Genomic DNA, 23,112 nt, shown 5'->3' with positions numbered 1-23,112 from the left:
AAAACCATAAAAAACGCCTGATAAGCCGTTAGGTTATCAGGCGTTTTTATCGAGTTACACCTTTTTAGATGCGACTGAACAGCAAAGAACCGTTAGTGCCACCAAAGCCAAAGGAATTGCACAAGGTGTGTTCAACCTTGGCTTGACGCGCTTCATGGGGAACGTAGTCCAGATCGCAACCTTCAGACGGATTGTCGAGGTTAATGGTCGGCGGAATGGCATTGTCATACAGTGCCATCACCGAAATGATAGCTTCGATTGCACCGGCGGCACCTAACAAGTGACCGGTCATCGATTTGGTAGAGCTCACCATAACCTTACCGGCGTCAGCGCCAAAGACGGATTTCACCGCATTGCTTTCCGCTAAATCGCCGGCCATGGTGGATGTACCATGGGCATTGATGTAACCAATTTGCGCTGGTGTCAGCTTGGCATCTTTAATGGCGTTGGTCATGGCCAAGGCGGCACCGGCACCGTTGTCCGGTGGTGATGTCATGTGGTAAGCATCACCACTCATACCAAAACCGGTAAATTCGGCATAAATACGTGCACCGCGCGCTTTCGCGTGTTCGTATTCTTCCAGCACCATAATGCCGGCGCCGTCACCCAGCACAAAGCCATCACGGTCGCGATCCCAGGGGCGGCTCGCCGCTTTAGGGTCGTCATTACGCGTCGACAGCGCTCTGGCGGCACCAAAGCCACCTAAGCCCAGCGGTGTGCAGGCCATTTCAGCGCCACCGGCCACCATGACATCGGCATCACCGTAAGCAATCATCCGCGCCGCATGGCCGATGTTATGAACGCCGGTGGTGCAAGCCGTGGTAATGGCAATGTTGGGGCCACGCAGGCCATGCAACATTGAAAGGTGACCGGCAACCATGTTGATAATGGTGCTGGGCACGAAAAAGGGCGACATCTTACGAGGACCATTGGCGAGCAACGCTTCATGGTTTTTTTCGATAAGGCCGAGACCACCGATACCGGAGCCAACGGCGACACCACAACGGGTCAGGTCGGTTTTTTCTAAATCAATGCCACTGTCTTTAACCGCTTGGATACCAGCGGCCACGCCATATTGGATGAAAACATCCATTTTCTTGGCGTCTTTGGTGGACAGATATTCATTGACATCAAAATTTTTGACGTTACCAGCGATATGAGTAGAAAAGGCACTGGTATCAAAACAGTTAACCTTATCAATGCCGCTTTGGCCTGCCAACAGAGCCTGCCAAGATGCACTCACGCTATTCCCCACCGGCGATAGCATGCCCATACCGGTTACAACGACACGACGCTTGGTCACGGCGTTTGCCTCCGAAAGGATTTAATAGAGGGTATAGATAGGAAACAGGCGGCCACAAAGGGCCGCCTGTTTGGAAGATTAGCCTTGGTGAGCGGTAACGTAATCGATAGCCGCTTGCACGGTAGTGATCTTCTCGGCTTCTTCGTCCGGGATCTCAGTGTCAAACTCTTCTTCCAGCGCCATCACCAGCTCAACGGTGTCCAGAGAGTCAGCGCCGAGATCGTCTACGAAAGAAGCTTCGTTTTTCACTTCTTCTTCTTTAACGCCCAGTTGCTCGACGATGATTTTCTTAACGCGTTCTTCGATAGTGCTCATAGCTTGTTATTTCCTTAGCAGTACGCTGTGAATAGCGAATGGGGGGTAGTGTATTCGATCCCCAAATCTTTGCAAGGGAAAGGAATTCCGCGAAGTTGCTGGTCAAACCACGACTTAATGCCGAAATTAGACGCACTTAGCGCAATTTCCCACCACTTACGCCATCACCATGCCGCCATTGACGTGCAGGGTTTCACCAGTGATATAGCCCGCCTCTTGAGAGGCCAAAAAGGCAACAGCACTGGCAATTTCTTTAGGATCGCCCAAACGTGCAAGGGGTACTTGCCCGAAGATCCCGGCTTTTTGCTCTTCAGTCAACTCGCGTGTCATATCGGTATCGATAAAACCCGGAGCTACCGCATTAACGGTGATATTGCGCGATGCCAGCTCGCGAGCCAGAGACTTGGTAAAGCCCAGCAAACCCGCCTTGGCGGCTGCGTAGTTAACCTGTCCCTGGTTGCCCATGGTGCCAACCACAGAACCGACCGAGATGATCCGGCCGACCCGTTTTTTCATCATTGGGCGCAACACTGCCTTGGACAGACGATAAAGGGATTTAAGGTTGGTGTCGATCACCGAATCCCATTCTTCGTCCTTCATCCGCATTAACAGGTTGTCGCGGGTGATACCGGCATTGTTTACCAGAATATCAACATCCCCTGCCCGTTCTTTGATGGTAGACAAGGTTGCTTCAATGCTGTCGTTATCGGTGACATTGAGGTTAAGACCACGGCCTTCACCCAAATAATCACTGATGGCCTGCGCCCCTTTTTCAGAGGTGGCGGTGCCGAATACGGTGGCGCCTTGGGCAGTCAGACGCTCGGCAATGGCCCGGCCAATACCACGACTGGCACCGGTTACCAGCGCCACTTTGCCGGCCAATGACATAAAGTCAGACATTATTTCCTCACTTAATTGCAGCTTGTAGCTCTTCGCTCGAGTGCAGGGCACTGGCGGTCAAGCCTTTATCAATCCGTTTGGCAAGGCCACTAAGGACTTTACCTGGGCCGCATTCATACAATTCGGTAATACCGTCTTTCGCCATGGCTTGCACGGTTTCGGTCCAGCGCACTGGGCTGTAGAGCTGACGAACCAATGCCTCTTTAATGGCAGCCGGACTATTTTCTTTGGCTACATCCACGTTATTGACGACCACAATGGCGGGCGCCTTAACTTCTAATGCATTTAAACGCGCAGACAACTTCTCAGCAGCTGGCTTCATCAGTGCGCAGTGGCTAGGCACAGACACACTCAGTGGCAAGGCTCGCTTCGCACCTTTGGCTTTTAAAAGCTCGCAACCGCGGTCAATAGCGGCTTTAGAACCGGCAATAACCACCTGACCTGGGCTATTAAAATTCACCGCTTCAAGTACATCACCTTGTGCTGCTTCTTTGCAGCCTTCCACCACAGCGGCGTCATCCAAACCGATGATGGCCGCCATGGCGCCGGTTCCCACCGGTACCGCGCTTTGCATAAATTGGCCACGGGCCTCAACTAAGGCAATCGCGTCTTTAAAATCGAGGCTACCGGCACAAACCAGCGCCGAGTATTCACCAAGGCTATGCCCCGCCATCACGGCTGGTGCTTTGCCGCCAAGTTCTAAATAAACGCGATACGTGGCAACTGAGGCGGCCAGCAGTGCTGGCTGCGTGCGCTCTGTCGCGTTCAGATCGGCTTCAGGGCCGTTTTGAACCAGTGCCCAAAGGTCATAGCCGAGTACATCGGAAGCTTCTTTAAAGGTATCCAGTACCACCGGATGTGCCTCGGCCAACTGCGCCAGCATACCGACGCTTTGCGATCCCTGTCCCGGGAAAATAAAGGCAGTTTGTTGCATCTTTTATTGCGCCTTATTAGTAACGAACCAGGGCTGCGCCCCATGCAAAGCCAGCGCCAAAGGCTTCCAGCAGCAGGAGTTGCCCGCGTTGAATACGTCCGTCCCTGACTGCCTCGTCCAAGGCAACAGGAACCGACGCCGCAGAGGTATTACCGTATTTGTCGAGGTTCACCACGACCCGGTCCATACCCATGCTTAATTTTTTAGCGGTGGCATTGATGATCCTAAGGTTAGCCTGATGAGGCACCAGCCAATCAATGTCTTGTTTTTCAAGTTGATTGTCTTCGAGGATCTCGGTAACCACATGTGCAAGCTTAGTGACCGCCACTTTGAATACTTCGTTGCCTTTCATTTGCAACCAGGCATCCGCTTCTTGCTTGACCCGGCTGGCATGCGGCGCACATAACAGATCGCCATAATGGCCATCGGCATGAATACAGCTGCCCAAAATACCCGGCTCTTCGCTAGCGCCTAAAACAACAGCACCGGCACCATCGCCAAATAAAATAATGGTAGAGCGGTCTTCAGGGTTACAGAGCTTGGAAAGGACATCAGCCCCGACTACCAGTACCTTTTTGGCACTGCCGGCGCGAATAAATTGGTCAGCAATGGTCAGGCCGTAGGTAAAGCCAGAGCAAGCAGCGCCCACATCAAAGGCACCGATACCGGTCAGGCCAAGCTCGGCTTGCAGCCAGCAGGCTGCAGAGGGAAATGCATGGGGAGCCGAGGTGGTAGCAAAAACGATAAGGTCGATATCGCTCGCATCAATGCCAGCAGCTTCAATAGCGGCCTTTGCGGCAGGAACGGCGAGAGTAATGACAGTTTCATCTTCAGCGGCGATACGACGCTCGCTGATCCCGGTGCGCTCAACGATCCACTGGTCGCTGGTTTCCACCATCGCTTCTAAATCGGCGTTGGTGCGCACCTTACCAGGCAAATAACTACCTGTACCCAGAATTTTTGAATGCATGTAAGGCTCAGTGCTTGTCCAATAAAACGGTGCCGATGCTGCTTTCAATGCCATCAGGCAAATGTCGCTCTGCGCTGTGCACAGCCTGCTCTATCGCATTAAAGAAAGCATCAATGCCGGCATTCCCGTGGCTTTTCACGACAATACCGCGCAATCCTACCAGACTGGCCCCGTTGTACTGGTCGGGGTTCACTCGAGCGTAAACCTTTCTAATAAAAGGCCGGATCATCCAACCTAATACTCGTCCCCAGAGACTTTGCCCGAAGCTCTCTCTGAGCTGGTTCAAAAAGAATTGCGCGATACCTTCGCAGGTTTTGAGCGTCACATTGCCAACGAAACCGTCACAGACAATGACGTCTGCCTTACCAGAGAAGATGTCGTGGCCTTCCAAATAGCCAATGTAATTAATGCTGGCAGCATCTTGCAGCAAGTTAGCAGCGTGACGCACCTGATCGTTCCCTTTCACTTCTTCTTCGCCGATATTCAGTAACGCCACCTTGGGTGATGAGATCTGCTCAACGGTGCGGGCCATGGCAGCCCCCATCACGGCGAATTGATAAAGGGTTTCCGAATCACAGGCAACGTTGGCCCCTAAATCCAGCATGTACACCCGTTTACCATTCACCGCCGGCATGGCTGACACAATGGCGGGCCGGTCAATACCCGGTAAGGTTTTCAAAAAGTGACGGGACAATGCCATCAAGGCACCGGTATTACCCGCACTGACACAGGCCTGAGATTGACCGTCAGCAACATCTTTAACGGCTTCTCCCATACTGGAGTCCCGTTTGCTACGCAAGGCGCTGGATGGACGCTCGTCCATACCCACAGTACAGGCGGCCGAAACGAGTAATAACCGTGGATGATTTTCAAGTCCGGCGGCGCGAATATCACTGCTGATATCGCCGCAGACAAATAAGCGGATAGACAGAGAGGGGTAAAGCAGCAGTGCCCGCGCTATGGCGGGCACTGTTACGGCGGGGCCTAGGTCCCCGCCCATGGCATCTACCGCTATGGTAAACGCTTGCAAGTCAGTAACCGGTGCTTAACCGATGACCTTCTTGCCACGGTAAAAACCGTCGGCAGTCACGTGGTGACGACGGTGAGTTTCACCGGAAGTCTTATCCACAGACAGGCTAGCAGAGGTAAGCGCATCGTGAGAGCGACGCATACCACGCTTGGACCGGGTTTTACGGTTCTGTTGAACGGCCATTGACTAGTCTCCTTAAATCGTGATCACTTCTTCTTTAACTGTTCAAGAACAGCAAAGGGATTCGGACGCTCATCAGCAGGTGCGATCTTGCCAAAACTCATTTCAGACGACGACACTGCACACTGGTCTTCAGCATGCATTGCGACCAAGGGCAGTGCCAGGATCAATTCATCTTCAATCAGCTTTCGCAGGTCGATCTCACCGTTTTCATCGAAATCGACAGGCTCATAAGCTTCCGGGAGCTCTTCTATTACGGTTTTGGCAAAAACTGGCGTATAGGCGAAGTTTACCTCTGCGAGGAAGGACATCGGCTTATTGCAGCGCTGGCACTCCAGCTCAAGCTCCACGGCGGCTTTACCTTCGGTAAAGACCAACCCCTGGGGGTCAACACCACAATGTAACTGTACGTCCACTTCACCCTGCCGGGTCAGTGACAATTCCATCAAACGCGTCAATTCGGTCACCGGCACCACACCGTCGTAATCATCACGACGCTGTGCAGCTTTAACCGGATCGAGAGTTAAGGGCAGCTTAACTTTTCGCATAAGGCGCGCATCTTACTCGGGACCTAAGTCCCTGTCAAAAAAAGCCAACAGGCCCTGACGGGCCCATGATCAAACAAAGCCGTTACACGGCCTGTTTTGTCGAGTCATTTTACGTGAAAATAGCAGTACAAGTGAAGATAAATAGGTATGTCATGGACGTAATTTTAGGGTCCAGCTCAGAATTTCGGCAGCAGTTGCTTAAAAAACTCACAACCGGCTTCGACGTTATCAGCCCAAATATAGACGAAACCCCAAAGCCCGGTGAGTCAATTACCGCGCTAGTAGAGCGTCTCGCCATTGAAAAAGCCCAAGCGGCTGCAAAAATAGCTGCCCGCCCTGCCCTTGTTATCGGCTCCGATCAGTTGTGCGTAGTCGAAGGGCAAATATGTGGAAAACCGCTCAACCGAGAAAATGCGGTGGCGCAGTTACAGGCAGCGGCGGGTAAAACCGTAACTTTTTACACCGGCCTTGCCCTTTTCAACAGCCAAACCGGCCATTGCCAATCCACCGTTGAGCCTTTTGAAGTGGTGTTTAGAACGCTGACTCAGCGACAAATCGAGCACTATGTTGATAAAGAGCAACCCTTCTGGTGTGCCGGTGCCTTTAAATGTGAAGGGTTAGGTATTGCGCTTTTTGAACGCTTAACTGGCCGTGACCCTAATGCCCTGATTGGTTTACCACTAATTGCCCTTACCGCCATGCTCGAAGCCGAAGGTGCAGGCCCTTTAGATTAGGCAAGAGCCCAGCAGCGCCAGTCATCGATCAGGGCATCAGCACCGGCCGCTTTTAGCTTTTCGCCGCCATGGACACCAAAGGTTACTCCCATGGCGCGCATTCCTGCCGCTTTTGCCATGCCAATATCCAGCACCGAATCACCAATCATCAGCGCCTTGTCTGCATCGATGCCGGTTTCAGCAAGGATTTGTTCGAGCATATCGGGGTGCGGTTTTGATTTCGCATCGTCGGCAGTACGAGTAGTGGTAAAAAGCGGCGCCAGCCCGGTAGCACCAAAAACGCGGTCGAGCCCGGCCCGGGCTTTACCGGTGGCAACGGCCAAGGTTTTACCGGTGTTTTTCAGCTCAACCAGCATGTCATTAACACCAGGAAAAAGCGGCGTTGGCGTTGGGTTGAGTTCAACGTACTGGTCGCGGTAAACGGCCAACAGTTCATCCCGGCCTTTTTGATTAAGCCCGGGGAAAAGCTGGTCAAATGCAGGCCCCAAACTGAGCCCGATAATATTGCGCACAGCTTCTTCAGTGGGCTCTTGTAGCTGCAGTGCTCTGGCCGTTTCTTGCATGCTTGATACAATTCGGCCAACCGAATTCATCAGGGTGCCGTCCCAATCAAAAACCACTAATTCGATATCACTCAACAGTTTTTCTCCAAGGTCTGCACTAAGGCGGCAAAGCTACCATCGGGTTTCGCAGTGACCGAAATCCTTTCACCTTCTTTATTGGGGTGATCAAAAGAAAGATGCCAAGCATGGAGCATTAAACGGTCGAGACCTTGGGCCTTTAAACGTGCGTCAAAATCTTTGTCGCCATATTTGTCATCACCGGCAATGGGGTGACCGGCGTGCAAGGTATGCACCCTAATTTGGTGAGTACGACCCGTTACCGGAAAAGCATTCACTAAGGTCGCCATACCCGCAAAACGGCGCTCTACTTTAAAACGGGTTTCACAGGGTTTCCCCTCGGTGTCTACCCGCACCACTCGCTCGCCCGACTGCAAGGTGTTTTTTAACAGCGGCGCGCGAATGACCTTTTTATTACCCGGCCAATCACCTCGCACCAAACATAGATAATCTTTTTGCATGGTTTTCTCGCGAAGGGCCTGATGCAAGCCGCGCAGGGCCGAGCGCTTTTTGGCAATTAGGATGCAGCCTGATGTATCGCGGTCCAACCGATGTACCAGCTCTAAAAAGCGCGCGTCAGGGCGAAGCGCTCTTAAGCCTTCAATCAGCCCAAACGACAAACCCGAGCCACCATGCACAGCCAGCCCCGTTGGCTTATTAACCACCATCAAATAGTCGTCTTCGTAAAGCACGCAATCATTAAGCCGGGAAACCTGGCTTAGATTGGCATTGGGCAGCGCTTTTTCTTCTGCCACTCTCAACGGCGGAATGCGCACTTCGTCACCGGCAGCCAGTTTATAGTCCGGTTTTACGCGCTTTTTGTTGACCCGCACCTCGCCCTTGCGTAAAACACGGTAAATGAGGCTCTTAGGCACTCCCTTGAGGAAGGTCCTTAAGAAGTTATCAATGCGTTGGCCGGCAAGATCCGGATCAACGGCCACATACTGCACTGTGGCGGTGTTATTGGCTGTGCTCATAGGGCGCGCATTCTACCACAGCGAAAATGGCCGCAGTAAGCTTGCTGAAATTCTTGATTCAATGAGATAATACGCAAGCCTGCATCGACTATGATGTATCAGGCCATATGAATTTACAGAGTTTGGTCAATTACCGAGCTTTGATATTGAAAAAGGCACAGCTTCGCGCCGATTAAGTGCGCGTCACTGGACTTGCAAAACGACTGGATGCCTTTTTGGTGAACTATTCCTCGGACAACAGATTGTCCATTCACCAGACATCGTTCAAACGAATAACAAGTGGAAACGCCGAGCGCGCCCCAACCTTTACCCAGCCGTGAGGCTGTACGATAGACCTGCACGGGGCCAGGCCCAGAGGATGCGCACTCAGTCACTGTGAGTGCTGTGGCCATTACAAGGTAATGAGTCACTTATGAAAAGAATGCTAATCAACGCAACTCAAGCTGAAGAGTTGCGGGTGGCTTTGGTGGACGGCCAGAAACTTTATGATCTGGATATCGAACACCCTGGTCACGAACAAAAAAAAGCCAACATTTATAAAGGTAAAATCACTCGCGTTGAACCCAGCCTAGAAGCGGCTTTTGTCGATTACGGCGCCGAACGTCATGGTTTCCTTCCGTTAAAAGAAATTGCCCGCGACTACTTTATCGATGGCGCAAAAATCTCTGGCCGTCCCAACATCAAAGATGTGGTGAAAGAAGGCCAAGAGGTGATTGTTCAAATCGATAAGGAAGAAAGGGGTAACAAGGGCGCGGCCCTCACTACCTTTTTAAGCCTTGCTGGCTCTTATTTGGTGTTGATGCCTAATAACCCTCGTGCCGGTGGCATTTCCCGCCGTATCGAGGGCGACGAGCGTACCCAGCTAAAAGAAGCGCTTTCCAGCCTGCAGCTTCCAGACGGAATGGGCCTGATTGTACGCACCGCCGGCGTGGGTAAATCAGCAGAAGAGCTGAAATGGGATTTGGATGTACTGCTGCACCACTGGCAAGCCGTTCAAGAAGCAGCTGCTAGCCGCCCTGCCCCTTTTCTTATTCACCAAGAATCTAACGTTATTGTGCGGGCTATTCGTGATTACCTGCGCCGTGACGTGGGTGAGATCGTTATCGACCACACCCGGGTTTTTGAGCAGGTTAAAAACCACATTCAAACCATGCGTCCGGACTTTTTGAACCGGGTGAAACAATACAAAGGCGAAATTCCGCTGTTCAATTACTACCAAATTGAATCGCAAATTGAGTCTGCTTTTGAGCGCGAAGTGCGTTTGCCTTCTGGTGGTTCTATTGTTATCGACACCACTGAAGCCCTAACCGCAATTGATATCAACTCTTCCCGCGCTACCAAGGGCGGCGATATTGAAGAAACCGCGCTTAATACCAACCTTGAAGCAGCCGACGAAATTGCGCGCCAACTGCGCCTGCGCGATTTAGGCGGTTTGGTGGTTATCGACTTTATTGATATGACCCCGGCCCGCCATCAACGGGAAGTGGAAAACCGTTTAAGCGAAGCCGTACGTGCTGATCGGGCCCGCGTGCAACTGGGCCGGATCAGCCGTTTTGGTTTGATGGAGATGTCGCGTCAGCGCCTTCGCCCTTCGCTAGGTGATGCATCAAACCACGTTTGCCCACGCTGCGTAGGCACCGGTTTTATCCGCTCTACCGAGTCGCTAGCGCTGTCAATTCTTCGCTTAATTGAAGAAGAGTCATTAAAAGACAACACCGCCCAGGTAGAAGCCCAGGTGCCGGTCAGCGTTGCCGCTTACCTGTTGAACGAAAAACGGGGCGCTATCCGCTTTATTGAGCAGCGCCATGATGTTCGCGTTTTCATCGTGCCTAACCCGCATCTGGAAACCCCGCATTACGAGGTTATTCGTCACCGTGAAGATGACGAAATTGAAGACCCCTCTTACGACTTGGCGAAAACGCCCGAGCAAGACAAAGCGGTTTACGTACCGCCGGTAGCTTCTAAACATAAGAAAGAAGAGCCTGTCCTTAAAGGTTTGCAAGCACCGGCGGCGCCTGCGCCTTCGGCCAAGGCCAAACCCAATAAAGAGGTGAAAGCAGCTTCTGCCCCACAACCGGGTTTATTAAGCCGCATCATCAAAGCATTGTTTGGTGCGCCTGAAAAAACCGAGGCCAAACCTCAGGTTAAAGAAAATAGCAATCGTCAGCAGCACAACCGCAAGGGTGTGGATGCGCGCCGTCAGCAAAAAGGACGCAATGGCCGCAACAATGACGATAATCGCCAGAAAGCTGATGCCGGCAATGAACGCCGCGACCGCCGCAGCAATAACAACAAGGCGGATAATCGCAGCGATAAGTCCCAGGAGACCCGTGATAACGGTCGCCAGGATGACCGCAATAACAAACGCCGTCAGCGTCAGGAAGACGTTAAAGACAAGCGTCAGCAACAAAAAGCTCAAGACGAGCAGCCAGCGGTTGAAGCGCAGCAGGCCGAGAAAAAAGTTGAGCGTAAAGAAAAGCCGGTTCAGCCGCGCCGTGAACGCCGCCAACTGACCGAGTCTGTACGTGCCACCGAAGGTGAAACTCACGCCGTTAAGGACGTTGTTGCTGAGCCTGAGAAAGCAGCCGTCAACGAAGCCCCTGTTGCTAAAGTGGAGACGCAAGCCGCCACCGCTTCGCAACCGGTTAGCCAAGCGGACGCCCCTCAAACACAAGTAACAGACGATGATGGCCGTCAGCGTCGCCGAGGTCCGCGTCACCTGCGTGGGCATCGCCGTCAGCGTCCAGAGCGCCAACAAGAGTTGGATCTTGGGACAGCGGAGCAAACTCAGGAAGCGCCCGTTGAGGTGGCAAAAGTTGAAGCCGAAGCACCGGTAACACCAGCTGTAATAAATGAGGCAAAAGCTGTTGAATCAACCCCGCCTGAGGCCGTTGATAAAGCCGCTGCAAAAATGGTTGAGCCGGAAGTGAAAGTCGTTGAGCCAGTCGCACAACCTAGCGTCGAGCCAACAGCTGCGCCTTCGCAAGTAGAAACGCCTGAAGCGGCACCGGTGGAAATAGAGCAAACACCGAAAGCTGCACCGGTAAAAGCTGCTAAGCCAGAAGGTCGCGCCCAAGCGCCGACCACTAAACCGGCTGAAGTGGCACTGCCAAAAGTGGAACGCAACCCGCAACCATTCGCTAGGGAAGCGGTATCACACAGTGGTAAGGCAGGCGGACTCAACAACCCGAGTTCCAGAGCTTCCAGCCCGATGGCTAAGCTATAAAGTAAAAAAGGCACCTTCGGGTGCCTTTTTATTATCCAATTATCACGCTGACCAAGGCCTTTTATTTACACGCTTTTTGTTTTTAGCGCCGCAATCAAGCCATCAACAGCGGCTTCAACCAAGTCTAGAACGTCTTCAAAACCTTGTTCGCCCCCATAATAAGGGTCGGGCACTTCACTCAGCTGCGTCTGCTGCGCATAATCCATCAATAATTTTACTTTATGCTTGTGCCTTTCTGGGCAGCGACTCATTAAGTCGCCATAGTTGCGCTTATCCATCGCCAGCAGCAAATCAAAGCGTACAAAATCTTCACTGATCACCTGGCGCGCAATCATCTGCGAAAAATCATAGCCTCGGCGCTGCCCCGCTTCCTTTGCTCGCAAGTCCGGCCCTTCCCCTGCGTGATAGGCAATGGTGCCTGCAGAGTCAATATCAACCTCCAGCCCAGCGTTTTTAATGCGCTTTAACGCCACCGCTGCCGCTGTGGGTGACCGGCAAATATTCCCCATGCACACAAAGAGGATTTTAACTTTTTTTATATTCATCACATTTATCCATCTGACTGCATATCGGCGTCTTCCATGAAGGCCGCTAGTACCTCTAGCGTCTAAGATACAGATACAAATAAAAAAAACACCCCGGAAAATAGACAGATGCGCACTTGCCAATTAGCTACAATTTATTGGTATGTCGCCGCTTGGGCATACTAATTGCAGTAAATATCTCACTATTTTATAGCACGACGTTATGTGGGTTTCCTTGTGCAAAGATTAACTAGCCAAAGGCGTTGAACAATAGAGGGACAACATGTTTCAAGAAAAAAAGCGATGGCTTGAGCAGGTAGACGCTCTACAACAAGCGGCCGCCACCTACCGGCATGAACTGGCTGCAATCAAGAACAACATCGGTTTTATTAGCTTCGCGTCTGATGGCACCATTGAGGAAGTTAACGACATGTTTTGCCAGGTCACTGGCTATTCCCAAAGTGAATTGGTTGGCCATCACCATGGCATGCTTTGCGATGAAAAATACCGGTCATCCAATGAATATCGAAAATTCTGGCAAGACCTGGCAGCGGGTATTCCGCAAAAAGGTCAATTTAACCGCGTGCGAAAAGACAAAGCCGTTATTTGGTTAGAGGCCACTTATTTTCCTGTTATCGATGACACTGGCAGTGTCAGTAAAGTGATAAAAATAGCGTCGGACATCACCGAAAATTACCTTGCCCTGCAAGAAAAAAATGCGATATCGAAGGCTGTTGACCTTTCTCAGGCCATTATTGAGTTCACCCCAGACGGCTACGTGCTTAATGCAAACAGCAACTTTCTGCATTGCTTCGGATATGAACTGCACCAGGTGCAGGGAAAACACCATAAAATGTTTTGCAAACCGGCTTTTTATGAGAAAAACCCCCAGTTTTGGAAGCGATTACAATCAGGCCAGCATTTTGTTGGGAAATTCGAGCGCGTTAAAGCCAATGGCAATGCTGTTTGGCTAGAGGCTACCTATAACCCCATTTTTAATGAAGCCGGCAAGGTCTATAAAATCATTAAATTTGCCAGCGATATTACTAACCGTGTTTACCAACTGCAGCAAGCGGCTGAAGTAGCCGCTACCACCTCAGAAGAAACCTCGCAAATAACAACCAATGCCAAGAACGCTTTGGTTGACGCGGTAACGGCGTCTGAACATATTTCAGAGCAAGTAAAAGCCGCTCGAAAAACCAGTACCACCATGCAATCACATTCCTCTGCTATCACCGAGATTGTTTCCACCATCAGGGCAATTGCTGAGCAAACCAATTTATTGGCGCTGAATGCCGCTATCGAAGCGGCCCGCGCCGGAGAACAAGGCCGTGGCTTTGCGGTGGTGGCTGACGAGGTAAGAAAACTCGCCACCCGAACAGGCGAAGCCACAGAAGAAATTTCAAAGGTGGTATTAGCCAACAGCGAGCTTATTAATACCATCGTTAAACAAATGGACGGCATTACCGCTGAAGCTGGCCAAGGCCAGCATATGATTTCGGCGATTAATCAGGGGATGGAAGAGGTTGAAAAAGGGGTCAGTGATTTCACCCGCTTGGTGCATGAACTAACCATGGCCGTTTAAGACTGGTGATCGGCTATCCGGCCTTGGTAGTCAAAAAGCCGGCTTTCAAGGCGCCAGCCTTTTTGCTGTTTTAACAGCAAAAACTTGGGTGGGCGCAGCGCAGCTAAATGCCCAACCAAACGAGCATCATCAGGAATAAAGTGCACACCGGGCGCGCGGTTTGCTTCCACAAGGAAACGCCGCAGCCCTTTGCTTTTAAGTTTGAGAGACTCTTTAAACGGTTGCCCCTCAATATCGCGATAGCAAACCTCTAACAGCTCGCCATTTAAGGTTAATTGCCAATCAGCCACACGAAATAGATGCTGCTGGCGATTTTTCATCGCCTCTCTTAACTGCTTGTCCACATCCACCAGCGCCTGCTGGCAGTGTGGGCAATGCCGTGCCGCAATATCGGCCTCGCCACCACAATGAGGACAAAGGCGCGAACGAAAGCGAAAGTCACATTGCTTATCGGGGCCCGTCATGCCCTGGCAGCGGCGCCCGAAGTGTTCAATGATGTCGCCATCGTCATCCACCTTCCCCCAGAAGGTATTTTGAAAATCACAGACAGGGCAAGGCACAGTAACCGGCACGGTGCCCGGGGGGCGTGGCTCGCCAATTTCAGGGCTGAATAAATCAAAGCCAGAACCGGCATAGTCAAGTACTAGGCAATCTTCTTTGCCGTCGTATAAACGCAGCCCCCGGCCCACCATTTGCTGGAACAGTGACACCGACTCAGTTGGTCGCATCAACGCTATAACGTCCACATGCGGAGCGTCAAAGCCAGTGGTTAACACCGACACGTTGACCAGATATTTCAGCTGTTGGGCTTTAAAGGCCGCGATCAGCCCTTGGCGTTCAGCCACTGGCGTATCGCCTAATATCAGCGCCGCCTGCTTCTCAGGCAGTTCGGCAATGATCTCTCGCGCATGCTTGCGGGTAGCGGCAAAAATCATCACCCCGCGGCGTTGCCGGCTGAGTTCAAGCAAGTGCTTCACAATAGCGGGGGTTAATTTCCCCTGCCCTGCCAATGCTTTATCTAATTCAGCTTGAGTCCAGTGACTAATTTGCTCTGCAAACTGATAACGAATAGCAGGGGCTGGCACCATCTGTACCGGCGTTAAAAAACCGTCTTTGATAAGGGTACGCAGTGGCAGTTCATACACGCAGTATTTAAAAAGCTTGCTAGCGGTACTTCGCACCTGTCCTGCCACATGAAACTGATAAAGCCAGCCACCATCAAGACGATAAGGCGTAGCGGTCAGTCCTAGTACAAAGCTGCTTTGGAAATGCTTTAGCACCTTAAGATATTGGCTTTGCTCATCAGCGCTTATGCGGTGGCACTCATCAATAATCACCAACGAAAAGTCGCTATCAAATTGCCTGAGGTTAGGCGCCACCGATTGAATAGAGGCAAAAACCACCTTGCCCTCGGCATCTCTCGCCTTCAGGCCTGCGGCATAAATACTGCCGTCGGTTCTCACCTGGGCGTATTTCGCGGCATTTTGAGCAACCAACTCAGCCACATGGGTCAGCATTAATACTCGCCCTTTGGCCAGCCTCGCCAACTCAGCTATTACCAAACTTTTACCGGCACCGGTAGGTAAAACAATCAGCGCCGGTTCGCGGTTTTTTTTGAAGTAATTGACGGTAGCTTGCACGGCTTGTTGCTGATAGGGCCGTAATTTCATGAAAATGCCTTAGCAATGGCTTCTTTCGGGGCGCTATCGACATATTCTTTTAAACTGTCCAGGCTTTGCCAGCGGCCAACAGCGGCAACATCCACTAAACTCACGCCATTACGTACTGCTAGGGTGGCAAAACTGCGGCGAAGACTATGACAGCTCACGCCTTTTAGCCCCAGCCGTTGTGCCCTTTTCTGCAGCGCATGGTTTAAGCCGTGAGTGGTCATGCTGCCTTCTTGAACCTGTTGATGCCGATTAATACGGCGCAGCAATGGCCCAGATGTCAGGCCACTTTGTTGCTGCCAGCACTGTAACCAAGCTACCGGATCTAGAGGCTTTGGTAGTGCTGGCAGCGTAAGATATTTACCTTGGCCGGTTTGATCCGTTTTTGAAAAACGGATGTGCAGCCTTAACCCGGCATCAGTTGTTTCAACGTCCTCAAATCGTAAGGCGGCCAGCTCAGACCGGCGAAGCGCTCCTGCCAGGCCAAGGCTTATCATCAAACCGTCTCTGGCACCGAATAATGCATCCGCCAAGCAGTCGCCCAGCAAGGCATTAATTTGCTGCCGCGTAAGGCTTGCGGCTTTTTTCTTGTCACTGCCCTTTTTAAGGCGGCTTAGGGCCTTAAAAGCCAAGCGCACATCTTCATTTACCGGATCGCTAAACCCCTGTTGGCGATGCCAGGCTTTAACCGCACTGATGTGGCTTCGAAGCGTGCTTACCGATAACTGTGCCCCTTTTAAACCTAAATAGCGTGTTAACTGGCTAGGGGTCGCCGGCAAGGTGAAACCGGCGATAATAAACTGCTTTAAGCCCGCACTGTATTGGTGACGAGTACTGGCTGCCGTCGCCGCTTGCAGCCAGTTGTCAGGCAATGCCGGTAGCTTCACGCGCCACCTAACGAGGATTTAAGGGCTTCTAACTCACTTTTTAGTTGCTGGCGTTTCTTCACTTGTTCGGTGAGAAAGCTAACATCGTCAAAAAGCTGAGCCAGTAGCTGTTGCTGCTGGCGCATTTGTTCAGCGAAGTCGCGCTGCGGCAATACATCAGCAAGCCTTAGCTGAAGCTGCTTAATTTCTTGTGCTGCCTGCTGATAGGCCTGTTGGTGTTGGTCGGCAACACGCTGAATGTCATCAACAGCACTGGCCTTGCGTTGATACTCCACCAAGATGCCATTGAGGTTACGAATTTCCTCCCGCGCTTCTTCGACAGCAACATTGAGCTGTTGTTTTTCATTTTGCCATTGCCAACGTGCTTCTTCAGTTGCTTCCTGGCGCTTAGCGGCTTCTGCTTGCCAACGTTCTTGAAAATGTTGCTGCTGGTGAAAAAGATGATTAACTTGCGCCCTGTTATCTTCGGCTTCCCGTTGCCATTGGCTCGCTTGTTGGCGAACCAAGGCCAACTGCCGCTGACTTTCTGACAGCAGCTTCTGTTGCTGCGCCAACTCGGTTTGCACATCACCTAGCTGCTGTTCTTTCTTTGCCAGTGCTGCGGCTGTTTCAGCTAATTGCTGCTGCGTTTTTGCAAGCTCACTGTTTGCTTCAGCCTTGTCGTGTTCAAGCTTGGCTAGCCGGTCTACCAAGGCCTTTTCTGCCGCATTAATTGCCGCCGCTTTCTCTTGTTCCATTTGCTGAAAAAGCGAATCCAGCGACTGCTGCAAGTGTAAAGGTGTAGCAAGCCTTACACTTCTTTCCTCTTGGGAAGAGGCATGCCATTCCTGCAGATAACGGCTAATAGAACTATTGGAGCCGCCCCCTAACCACTGGCGTACATTATTCACTGAAGGCTGCGCCCCCTGGTCAACCAAGGTCTGAGCGGCTTTCCATACGTTGTCTCGATTTGCCCGAAGTTGCTGGCCCAAGGGGTTACGTTGCATAAAGCACCTTTACGTAAAACTGTAATATTTACATTACACACATTTTTACGGATAAAAATAAGACAGTCAATGAATATATAAAATTTTAAAAGATTAATTTTGGTAAGTTAGAATGTAAAGCTCGCCTTCTGAACCTCACATTGTTATGGCAGTAAAAACAGGAAGTTAGCATTAAAAAAATGTCATTGTGATACCCGGGCATCAACGTAGCTGGCACCACAATTCGCCATAGTCTTTAACCATGCCGTTATCGTCGATGCTAAGTTCGGCTGTAAAGCCGGTAGAAAGGTTGGTGTAGCGGTAAAGCCGCGGTGCTAAATGTGCGTAGTTTTGCTCTATGACTTCAAAGCGGCCCTGGGGAAAGCGGTACCAAATAACCTTAATGGTTTTATCGTCGCCAACCGTTAAGTCTAAGCGCCGAATAGGCAGCATGTTGGTGGCAAGGGTGAAGCCAAGGTCAACATCCAAACAACCTTGCCACTGCGGCTGCGGGGCACCATCCATCGTCCAGCAGCCCTCCCCGTCTCCCATAATTTGCACCGGCATGCCGCCTTTAGGAATAACGGTTGCTTGCCGGGTGCGCCAGCTGGAAAAACAGCGGATCTCGTAATCAATAGCAAAAGGGTCGCCTTCGTAGAGGCCAAGTACGGTGCCGTCCAGATCGTGATGATTAAAACTCAAGTGCTCTAAGCTTTGCCAGGGACCTTTCCACAACATATCCATTTGAAGACTCCACGCAGTGTGACGACTTCTATCAGCCTAGCGCAGCCGCGTTGTGAGTGAGGCAGAAAAAAGGCCGCAAAAGCGGCCAATTAGAGCAGACAACGTCGTTACTACATACCGCGAAGGGCAGCGATACGTTTCTCGATGGGTGGGTGACTCATCAGCAATTCACCCAGGGTGCGTTTGCCCCCTTGAATACCAAAAGCGGCCAGTTGCCCTTCCAAATGCGGCTCTTCATGGGCCCGCCCTAAGCGCTCGAGAGCACTGATCATCTTCTGGCGGCCGGCCAATTGTGCACCACCGGCATCAGCGCGATATTCCCGCTGGCGAGAGAACCAGGCAACAATAACCGAGGCGACAATACCAAACACCAGTTCCAGTACCATCACTACCGCAAAATACGCCAAACCGCCCAGGCCTTGGCCCTGCTGGTCGTTACCACGCATGGCATTGGAGATAACCCCGGCGATGACCCTTGCCAAGAAGATAACAAAGGTATTGAGCACACCCTGGATCAAGGTCATGGTGACCATGTCACCGTTAGCCACGTGGGACATCTCATGGCCCAGCACCGCCTCAACCTCATCGCGGTCCATTTTGTATAAAAGACCGGTTGATACGGCGATAAGCGAGTTGTTTTTGCTGGGGCCAGTGGCAAAAGCGTTCATATCAGGTGAGTCGTAAATCGCCACTTCTGGCATTTTTACACCTGCCGCCTGCGCTTGACGGGCAACGGTATTAACCAGCCACTGCTCCATTTGGTCTCGGGGCTGCTCAATCACATAGGCGCCAACGGAACGCTTGGCGATCCATTTCGACATAAACAGTGAAATAAAGCTGCCACCAAAACCGAAAACAACAGCAATAACCAGATAACCGCCGATGGAGTAATACTGCACCCCCAAAGCGGCCATCACCAGATTGAGGACCACCGACAATACCAGGATCACTGCCAGGTTGGTTGCCAGGAATAAAAGGACGCGTTTCACAATAAGACTCCTTTGGTCAAAGACGCGTTGGTCTGACTGACATAATATGTCCAGCTTTTGGCTTTTCAAGCCCCCGCATTAAGAAAATTTCGTTATCATTAATACGTTTGTATCCGTTGAAGGGATTTTATTTGTGCGTGCTCTGTTGTTATCCGCCTCCCGTGAAGGTGACACCCCGTTCTTGGCTCATGCTTTACCGCTGATTGATAAACTGCTTGCAGAAGATGAACGTGAATTGCTCTTTGTACCCTTCGCCGGGGTGACACTGGATTGGGACCAATACAGCGCTAAAGTCGCCCAAGCATTAGCGCCACTGAGAATTACCGTAACCGGCATTCATACTGTTGACGATCCCCTTGCGGCCATTGCCAAAGCCAAGGCCATTGCCATTGGTGGCGGTAATACCTTCAGGCTTTTGACCGAGCTTTATCAGCGCCAACTGCTGGGCGCTATCGCTGAACGCGTTAAAGGCGGTTCGCTGCCCTATATTGGTTGGAGTGCCGGTTCAAATGTGGCAGGTAAAAGCATTCGCACCACCAATGATATGCCCATTGTTTACCCGCCAAGCTTCGATGCCCTCGGCCTATTACCGCTGCAAATTAATCCCCATTTCAGTAACTACATACAGCCAGGCCATAACGGCGAAACACGTACCGACAGACTCAACGAATTTCTCACCCTCTGCCCAGAAGAAAAAGTGGCTTGCCTACCCGAAGGGACGGCCCTGGCACTTGATGGCAAGCAAATGACACTTTTAGGTAATAAAGAAGCGTATTTAATGGCATTTAACGATACGCAAACCGCTGAGCCTGCAACCGACATCACACATTGGCTGCGCCCGTAGCGCTCTGTTAAGATCGCCCTTCTTATTCAAAAAGGAAAACGAGTCAGACATGGCTGATTATCAAACCACAGAACAGAAAGCCAGCTACGGTGTAGGCCGCCAGATGGGCGACCAGTTAGCCCAACAAGCCTTTGACGGCCTCGACATTCCTGCCGTTCAGCAAGGTCTGGCCGATGCTCTGCGCGGCGAAGAGTTCGCCATTGCTCCCGACGAAATCAACGCCGCTTTTGACGTTATTCGTACTCGCTTAGAAGCAGAAGACAAAGCCCGTCATGCCGCTTTTATTGCCGCCAACGAAGCCTTCTTGGCCGACAATGCCAAAAAAGACGGTGTAACCGTTACCGATTCTGGCTTGCAGTATGAAGTGCTGACCGAAGGCAATGGCGCCGTGCCGACTGCCGCTGACAAAGTAAAAGTGCATTATCACGGCACTCTGCCTGACGGTACTGTTTTCGACAGCTCTGTTTCTCGCGGCGAGCCTATCAGCTTCCCGGTTACCGGTGTGATTAAAGGCTGGGTTGAAGCCCTGCAACTGATGCCTGTCGGTTCCAAATGGCGTTTGGCCATTCCTCACGACTTGGCCTACGGCGAGCAAGGCGCGGGTGGTGCTATTCCGCCTTTCGCCACCTTAGTATTTGAAGTCGAACTTCTCGACATCGAGTAACAGCAAAAAGGCAGCTTAGGCTGCCTTTTTTCATGGAAATCCTATGGACTATTTACCTCACCAAATCGTCGAGACTGGGGCCAATATCACCGCATCAGTTATATGGCTGCATGGGCTTGGTGCCAGCGGCGACGACTTCGTGCCCATGGTGCCAGAACTGGGTTTACCGGCAGGTGCTGGCGTGCGTTTTATTTTCCCTAATGCGCCAGCCATACCGGTGACAGTAAACGGCGGTTATGTGATGCCCGCCTGGTATGACATTCTGAGTTTAGATATCGAGCGAAAGCTGAACCAAAGCCAGCTTCAGGCGTCAAGCCATGCTATTCAGGCGCTGATTGAACGGGAAATCGCACGCGGTATCAGCAGCGAACACATTGTTGTTGCCGGCTTTTCCCAAGGTGGCGCCGTAGCCTATGAAGCGGCATTAAGTTTTGGCAAACCCTTGGCCGGTTTGCTTGCACTTTCCACCTATTTTGCCACCCGCCAAAGCGTCAACGTCAGTGCTGCCAACCAATCACTGCCAGTGGCAATTTACCACGGCACACAAGACCCGGTAGTGCCAGAGCTTCTTGGCCAGCAAGCAAAGGCTGCGCTGCAGCAAAAAGGCCTTGCCCCCCACTATCGCACTTATCCGATGGAGCATTGCCTATGCTTTGAGCAAGTTAAAGATATCGGCCAGTGGCTAACGAAAGTGTTAGCGCTTAAATAACCTTAACATTGAGCCCTGTTCCCTGGGCAAGGCGATACCACAGTGCTAGTGTCCTCCAAAAATGATTGTGGAGAGTGAATGAAAAAGGCGCTGTTGCTGTTTTTGTGTTTAGGGTTATCAGCCTGTGCCAGCAAGGCACCACCACCGGCACCCGCTGCTAATCCCCAGGCTGCTAACACTGTTGTTGAAAAGCTGCATCAGCAATACCGGCATTGGCGCGGCGTGAAATACCGCTTGGGGGGAACCAGTAAAAGCGGCGTCGATTGTTCTGCCTTTACCCAAATCACTTTCATGCAGCAATTTGCCACCCCCCTTAAACGCACCACTTCAGAGCAAGTGCACCAGGGCCATTGGGTTTCGCAAGCAAAACTCAAACCGGGCGATCTGGTGTTTTTCAAGATCCGCGGTTACCGGCATGTTGGCATTTATCAGGGCGGTGGCTTTTTCCTGCATGCATCAACCAGCCTTGGCGTTACGGTCTCATCGATAAAAGACCCGTACTGGCAGGCCCATTATTGGACGGCGCGGCGAATACTCCAGTAAAAAAGCCGCCTCTTGGGCGGCCTTTTCAACGTAGCTTACACAGCGAGCGGTAGGTAATGGCCGCGGCGACCAGCATCAATATGCCGCTCGCCAGCATCACGCCCAGGGCGTCGCTACTGTCGACAATCACGCCGCCAAGGGCCGCCCCCAGAGCAATGGCTAATTGAATAGCAGAAACAATCAACGCGCCGCCGCTCTCGGTTTGGTCCGGCACCACCTTGGTGATCCAGGTTGACCAGCTGACCGGCGTGCCGCCAAAGGCAAGCCCCCACAGCACGATGGCCGGCAGGCACAATAGCCCCGCACTACCCATCGCCCACAAGGCCAGCAAAGCCGCCATCATCACCAGCGCAGTGAGCAACAAAACCTTGGCCAGGTGCTGGCCAATCAAACGCCCGGCCAGCAAGGTGCCGAAGAAATTGGCAAGCCCGAAGCCCAGCAGTACCAACGCGATGGTTTGCAGCCCGAGCTGCTGGCTCTCAAGATAATCGCGAAGGTAGGTAAAAGCGGCAAAGTGGGCGGTAAAGATCAGCACCACCATTCCTATACCCAGGCCAATACCCGGCCTTTTCAGTACCGCCCACAGTCCCGACACGCTGCCGCCGGCTTGCGGGCTCAGCGGCGGCAACAACAGCCATTGGCCCACCATGGTAAGGGCACTGAGTACTGATGCCATCATAAACACCTCACGCCAGCCCAACAGCCCGCCAAGATAACTGCCAAGACCCGCTGCGGTGATCGTAGCCAGCGGCACACCACTGAAGATAAGGGATAGAGCCCTCGGCGCCTGCTCTTCGCTGACCAAGCGAATGGTGGTGGCTGCGGCTATGGCCCAAAAGCCGCCCAACGCCAAGCCTAGGCCGATACGCGCAGCCAGCAGCACCCACAGGTTTGGCGCGGTGGCCACCATCAGGTTGGACAGCAACATCAGGCCGCTCAGGCTCACCATCACCCGGCGCCGGTCGATATTGGCGGTAAAAGGCACAACGGCAAGCCCCCCCAACAGTGCCATCACTGCCGTCACTGTTACCGCCTGGCCCATTTGACCGGCACTGACCCCAAGCTCGTTGCCCATGGGGGTGAGCAGGCTGGCCGGCAAGAATTCGGCCGTAACCAGAGCGAATACCCCCATGGCAATGGACCAGACCGCAGCCCAGCCGGTACTGGAGGCCTTGGCCGCGGCAGGATTGGAAGAGTTGGACATGCTTACCTCTGAAATTATTCAAAATCGAGGCTAAGAATACGGTAAGCTTT

General features: G+C 52.1%; 24 protein-coding genes. 7 read left to right on the top strand and 17 right to left on the bottom strand.

The features are described 5' to 3' along the window. Window positions 1–64: 64 nt before the first annotated feature. The 8 genes from fabF to yceD form a co-directional block, all read right to left on the bottom strand. A complete protein-coding gene (gene fabF / locus DW350_RS09435; protein WP_115718621.1) occupies window positions 65–1,303 on the bottom strand; it encodes a beta-ketoacyl-ACP synthase II in 1,239 nt (412 codons plus the stop codon). 78 nt (window positions 1,304–1,381) lie between these two features. Then, on the bottom strand, window positions 1,382–1,618 hold the full coding sequence (gene acpP / locus DW350_RS09430; RefSeq protein WP_050658220.1) for an acyl carrier protein: 237 nt from the start codon (window positions 1,616–1,618) through the stop codon (window positions 1,382–1,384). Window positions 1,619–1,774: 156 nt separating this feature from the next. Continuing rightward, complete coding sequence (fabG, locus tag DW350_RS09425; protein WP_115720604.1) at window positions 1,775–2,506, bottom strand: 3-oxoacyl-ACP reductase FabG; 732 nt, start codon at window positions 2,504–2,506, stop codon at window positions 1,775–1,777. Between the two features lie 19 nt (window positions 2,507–2,525). Then, complete coding sequence (fabD, locus tag DW350_RS09420; protein ID WP_115718620.1) at window positions 2,526–3,452, bottom strand: ACP S-malonyltransferase; 927 nt, start codon at window positions 3,450–3,452, stop codon at window positions 2,526–2,528. 16 nt (window positions 3,453–3,468) lie between these two features. After that, window positions 3,469–4,422, bottom strand: a complete 954-nt coding sequence (locus DW350_RS09415) for a beta-ketoacyl-ACP synthase III (protein WP_115718619.1) — start codon at window positions 4,420–4,422, stop codon at window positions 3,469–3,471. Window positions 4,423–4,429: 7 nt separating this feature from the next. After that, window positions 4,430–5,452: a phosphate acyltransferase PlsX gene (gene plsX, locus DW350_RS09410; RefSeq protein WP_115718618.1), complete on the bottom strand. Its 1,023-nt coding sequence runs from the start codon at window positions 5,450–5,452 to the stop codon at window positions 4,430–4,432. 15 nt (window positions 5,453–5,467) lie between these two features. Then, complete coding sequence (rpmF, locus tag DW350_RS09405) at window positions 5,468–5,635, bottom strand: 50S ribosomal protein L32 (protein ID WP_115718617.1); 168 nt, start codon at window positions 5,633–5,635, stop codon at window positions 5,468–5,470. 23 nt (window positions 5,636–5,658) lie between these two features. Beyond that, window positions 5,659–6,180, bottom strand: a complete 522-nt coding sequence (gene yceD / locus DW350_RS09400) for a 23S rRNA accumulation protein YceD (RefSeq protein ID WP_115718616.1) — start codon at window positions 6,178–6,180, stop codon at window positions 5,659–5,661. A gap of 152 nt (window positions 6,181–6,332) precedes the next feature. Here yceD and DW350_RS09395 point away from each other — a divergent pair, with 152 nt between their 5' ends. After that, a complete protein-coding gene (locus tag DW350_RS09395) occupies window positions 6,333–6,914 on the top strand; it encodes a Maf family protein (RefSeq protein WP_115718615.1) in 582 nt (193 codons plus the stop codon). Here the strand turns inward: DW350_RS09395 and DW350_RS09390 are convergent. Both DW350_RS09390 and rluC read right to left on the bottom strand, forming a co-directional pair. Further along, complete coding sequence (locus tag DW350_RS09390; protein ID WP_115718614.1) at window positions 6,911–7,552, bottom strand: HAD family hydrolase; 642 nt, start codon at window positions 7,550–7,552, stop codon at window positions 6,911–6,913. The two genes, DW350_RS09395 and DW350_RS09390, sit on opposite strands and share 4 nt — an antisense overlap. Further along, window positions 7,549–8,511 (bottom strand): 23S rRNA pseudouridine(955/2504/2580) synthase RluC, encoded by a 963-nt coding sequence (gene rluC, locus DW350_RS09385; protein ID WP_115718613.1) that lies wholly within the window; start codon window positions 8,509–8,511, stop codon window positions 7,549–7,551. Before rluC ends, DW350_RS09390 begins: the two co-directional genes overlap by 4 nt. Window positions 8,512–8,923: 412 nt before the next feature. Here rluC and rne point away from each other — a divergent pair, with 412 nt between their 5' ends. Further along, the gene (gene rne / locus DW350_RS09380; protein WP_115718612.1) at window positions 8,924–11,737 is read left to right on the top strand and encodes a ribonuclease E; all 2,814 of its coding nucleotides are present in this window, start codon (window positions 8,924–8,926) and stop codon (window positions 11,735–11,737) included. Between the two features lie 65 nt (window positions 11,738–11,802). Here rne and DW350_RS09375 read toward each other — a convergent pair whose 3' ends face one another. Then, complete coding sequence (locus tag DW350_RS09375) at window positions 11,803–12,405, bottom strand: low molecular weight protein-tyrosine-phosphatase (RefSeq protein ID WP_319018122.1); 603 nt, start codon at window positions 12,403–12,405, stop codon at window positions 11,803–11,805. 139 nt (window positions 12,406–12,544) lie between these two features. Here DW350_RS09375 and DW350_RS19765 point away from each other — a divergent pair, with 139 nt between their 5' ends. Then, window positions 12,545–13,846 (top strand): methyl-accepting chemotaxis protein, encoded by a 1,302-nt coding sequence (locus DW350_RS19765; protein ID WP_115718610.1) that lies wholly within the window; start codon window positions 12,545–12,547, stop codon window positions 13,844–13,846. Here the strand turns inward: DW350_RS19765 and radD are convergent. The 5 genes from radD to htpX form a co-directional block, all read right to left on the bottom strand. Then, on the bottom strand, window positions 13,843–15,522 hold the full coding sequence (radD, locus tag DW350_RS09365) for a DNA repair helicase RadD (RefSeq protein ID WP_192954880.1): 1,680 nt from the start codon (window positions 15,520–15,522) through the stop codon (window positions 13,843–13,845). The genes DW350_RS19765 and radD overlap by 4 nt on opposite strands. Then, window positions 15,513–16,400, bottom strand: a complete 888-nt coding sequence (locus tag DW350_RS09360; RefSeq protein WP_192954866.1) for a tyrosine-type recombinase/integrase — start codon at window positions 16,398–16,400, stop codon at window positions 15,513–15,515. Before DW350_RS09360 ends, radD begins: the two co-directional genes overlap by 10 nt. Further along, window positions 16,397–17,386, bottom strand: a complete 990-nt coding sequence (locus DW350_RS09355; protein ID WP_115718607.1) for a DNA-binding protein — start codon at window positions 17,384–17,386, stop codon at window positions 16,397–16,399. The genes DW350_RS09360 and DW350_RS09355 overlap by 4 nt, the downstream gene beginning before the upstream one ends. A gap of 201 nt (window positions 17,387–17,587) precedes the next feature. Beyond that, window positions 17,588–18,109, bottom strand: a complete 522-nt coding sequence (locus DW350_RS09350) for a putative glycolipid-binding domain-containing protein (RefSeq protein ID WP_115718606.1) — start codon at window positions 18,107–18,109, stop codon at window positions 17,588–17,590. Between the two features lie 110 nt (window positions 18,110–18,219). Next, complete coding sequence (gene htpX, locus DW350_RS09345; RefSeq protein ID WP_115718605.1) at window positions 18,220–19,098, bottom strand: protease HtpX; 879 nt, start codon at window positions 19,096–19,098, stop codon at window positions 18,220–18,222. A gap of 133 nt (window positions 19,099–19,231) precedes the next feature. On the opposite strand from htpX, the gene pepE reads away from it, so the two are divergent. The 4 genes from pepE (at window position 19,232) to DW350_RS09325 (ending at window position 21,858) form a co-directional block, all read left to right on the top strand. Beyond that, window positions 19,232–19,942, top strand: a complete 711-nt coding sequence (pepE, locus tag DW350_RS09340; RefSeq protein WP_115718604.1) for a dipeptidase PepE — start codon at window positions 19,232–19,234, stop codon at window positions 19,940–19,942. A 49-nt stretch (window positions 19,943–19,991) separates the two neighbouring features. Further along, window positions 19,992–20,606, top strand: a complete 615-nt coding sequence (gene bamJ / locus DW350_RS09335) for a BamJ family beta-barrel-assembly machinery protein (protein WP_115718603.1) — start codon at window positions 19,992–19,994, stop codon at window positions 20,604–20,606. A gap of 43 nt (window positions 20,607–20,649) precedes the next feature. Then, entirely contained in the window at window positions 20,650–21,315 is a 666-nt protein-coding gene (locus tag DW350_RS09330) for an alpha/beta hydrolase (RefSeq protein ID WP_115718602.1), read from the top strand. Window positions 21,316–21,393: 78 nt separating this feature from the next. Continuing rightward, window positions 21,394–21,858: an NlpC/P60 family protein gene (locus DW350_RS09325; protein ID WP_115718601.1), complete on the top strand. Its 465-nt coding sequence runs from the start codon at window positions 21,394–21,396 to the stop codon at window positions 21,856–21,858. Window positions 21,859–21,883: 25 nt separating this feature from the next. On the opposite strand, the gene DW350_RS09320 is transcribed toward DW350_RS09325, so the two are convergent. Further along, entirely contained in the window at window positions 21,884–23,062 is a 1,179-nt protein-coding gene (locus tag DW350_RS09320; protein ID WP_115718600.1) for an MFS transporter, read from the bottom strand. Window positions 23,063–23,112 lie beyond the last annotated feature (50 nt).

This window comes from Gallaecimonas mangrovi (assembly GCF_003367375.1).
In the GTDB taxonomy this organism is placed as follows: Bacteria; Pseudomonadota; Gammaproteobacteria; order Enterobacterales; family Gallaecimonadaceae; genus Gallaecimonas; species Gallaecimonas mangrovi.
Note: the sequence above shows the minus strand (reverse complement) of the source record. Positions and strands in the feature narration are given on the sequence as shown.

Excerpts from the sequence above, each read along its gene's own strand:
- acpP (WP_050658220.1), bottom strand. The coding sequence starts at position 1,618 with ATGAGCACTATCGAAGAACGCGTTAAGAAAATCATCGTCGAGCAACTG.
- fabG (WP_115720604.1), bottom strand. The coding sequence starts at position 2,506 with ATGTCATTGGCCGGCAAAGTGGCGCTGGTAACCGGTGCCAGTCGTGGT.
- fabD (WP_115718620.1), bottom strand. The coding sequence starts at position 3,452 with ATGCAACAAACTGCCTTTATTTTCCCGGGACAGGGATCGCAAAGCGTC.
- DW350_RS09415 (WP_115718619.1), bottom strand. The coding sequence starts at position 4,422 with ATGCATTCAAAAATTCTGGGTACAGGTAGTTATTTGCCTGGTAAGGTG.
- rpmF (WP_115718617.1), bottom strand. The coding sequence starts at position 5,635 with ATGGCCGTTCAACAGAACCGTAAAACCCGGTCCAAGCGTGGTATGCGT.
- yceD (WP_115718616.1), bottom strand. The coding sequence starts at position 6,180 with ATGCGAAAAGTTAAGCTGCCCTTAACTCTCGATCCGGTTAAAGCTGCA.
- DW350_RS09395 (WP_115718615.1), top strand. The coding sequence starts at position 6,333 with ATGGACGTAATTTTAGGGTCCAGCTCAGAATTTCGGCAGCAGTTGCTT.
- rluC (WP_115718613.1), bottom strand. The coding sequence starts at position 8,511 with ATGAGCACAGCCAATAACACCGCCACAGTGCAGTATGTGGCCGTTGAT.
- rne (WP_115718612.1), top strand. The coding sequence starts at position 8,924 with ATGAAAAGAATGCTAATCAACGCAACTCAAGCTGAAGAGTTGCGGGTG.
- DW350_RS19765 (WP_115718610.1), top strand. The coding sequence starts at position 12,545 with ATGTTTCAAGAAAAAAAGCGATGGCTTGAGCAGGTAGACGCTCTACAA.
- DW350_RS09355 (WP_115718607.1), bottom strand. The coding sequence starts at position 17,386 with ATGCAACGTAACCCCTTGGGCCAGCAACTTCGGGCAAATCGAGACAAC.
- DW350_RS09350 (WP_115718606.1), bottom strand. The coding sequence starts at position 18,109 with ATGGATATGTTGTGGAAAGGTCCCTGGCAAAGCTTAGAGCACTTGAGT.
- bamJ (WP_115718603.1), top strand. The coding sequence starts at position 19,992 with ATGGCTGATTATCAAACCACAGAACAGAAAGCCAGCTACGGTGTAGGC.
- DW350_RS09330 (WP_115718602.1), top strand. The coding sequence starts at position 20,650 with ATGGACTATTTACCTCACCAAATCGTCGAGACTGGGGCCAATATCACC.
- DW350_RS09325 (WP_115718601.1), top strand. The coding sequence starts at position 21,394 with ATGAAAAAGGCGCTGTTGCTGTTTTTGTGTTTAGGGTTATCAGCCTGT.
- DW350_RS09320 (WP_115718600.1), bottom strand. The coding sequence starts at position 23,062 with ATGTCCAACTCTTCCAATCCTGCCGCGGCCAAGGCCTCCAGTACCGGC.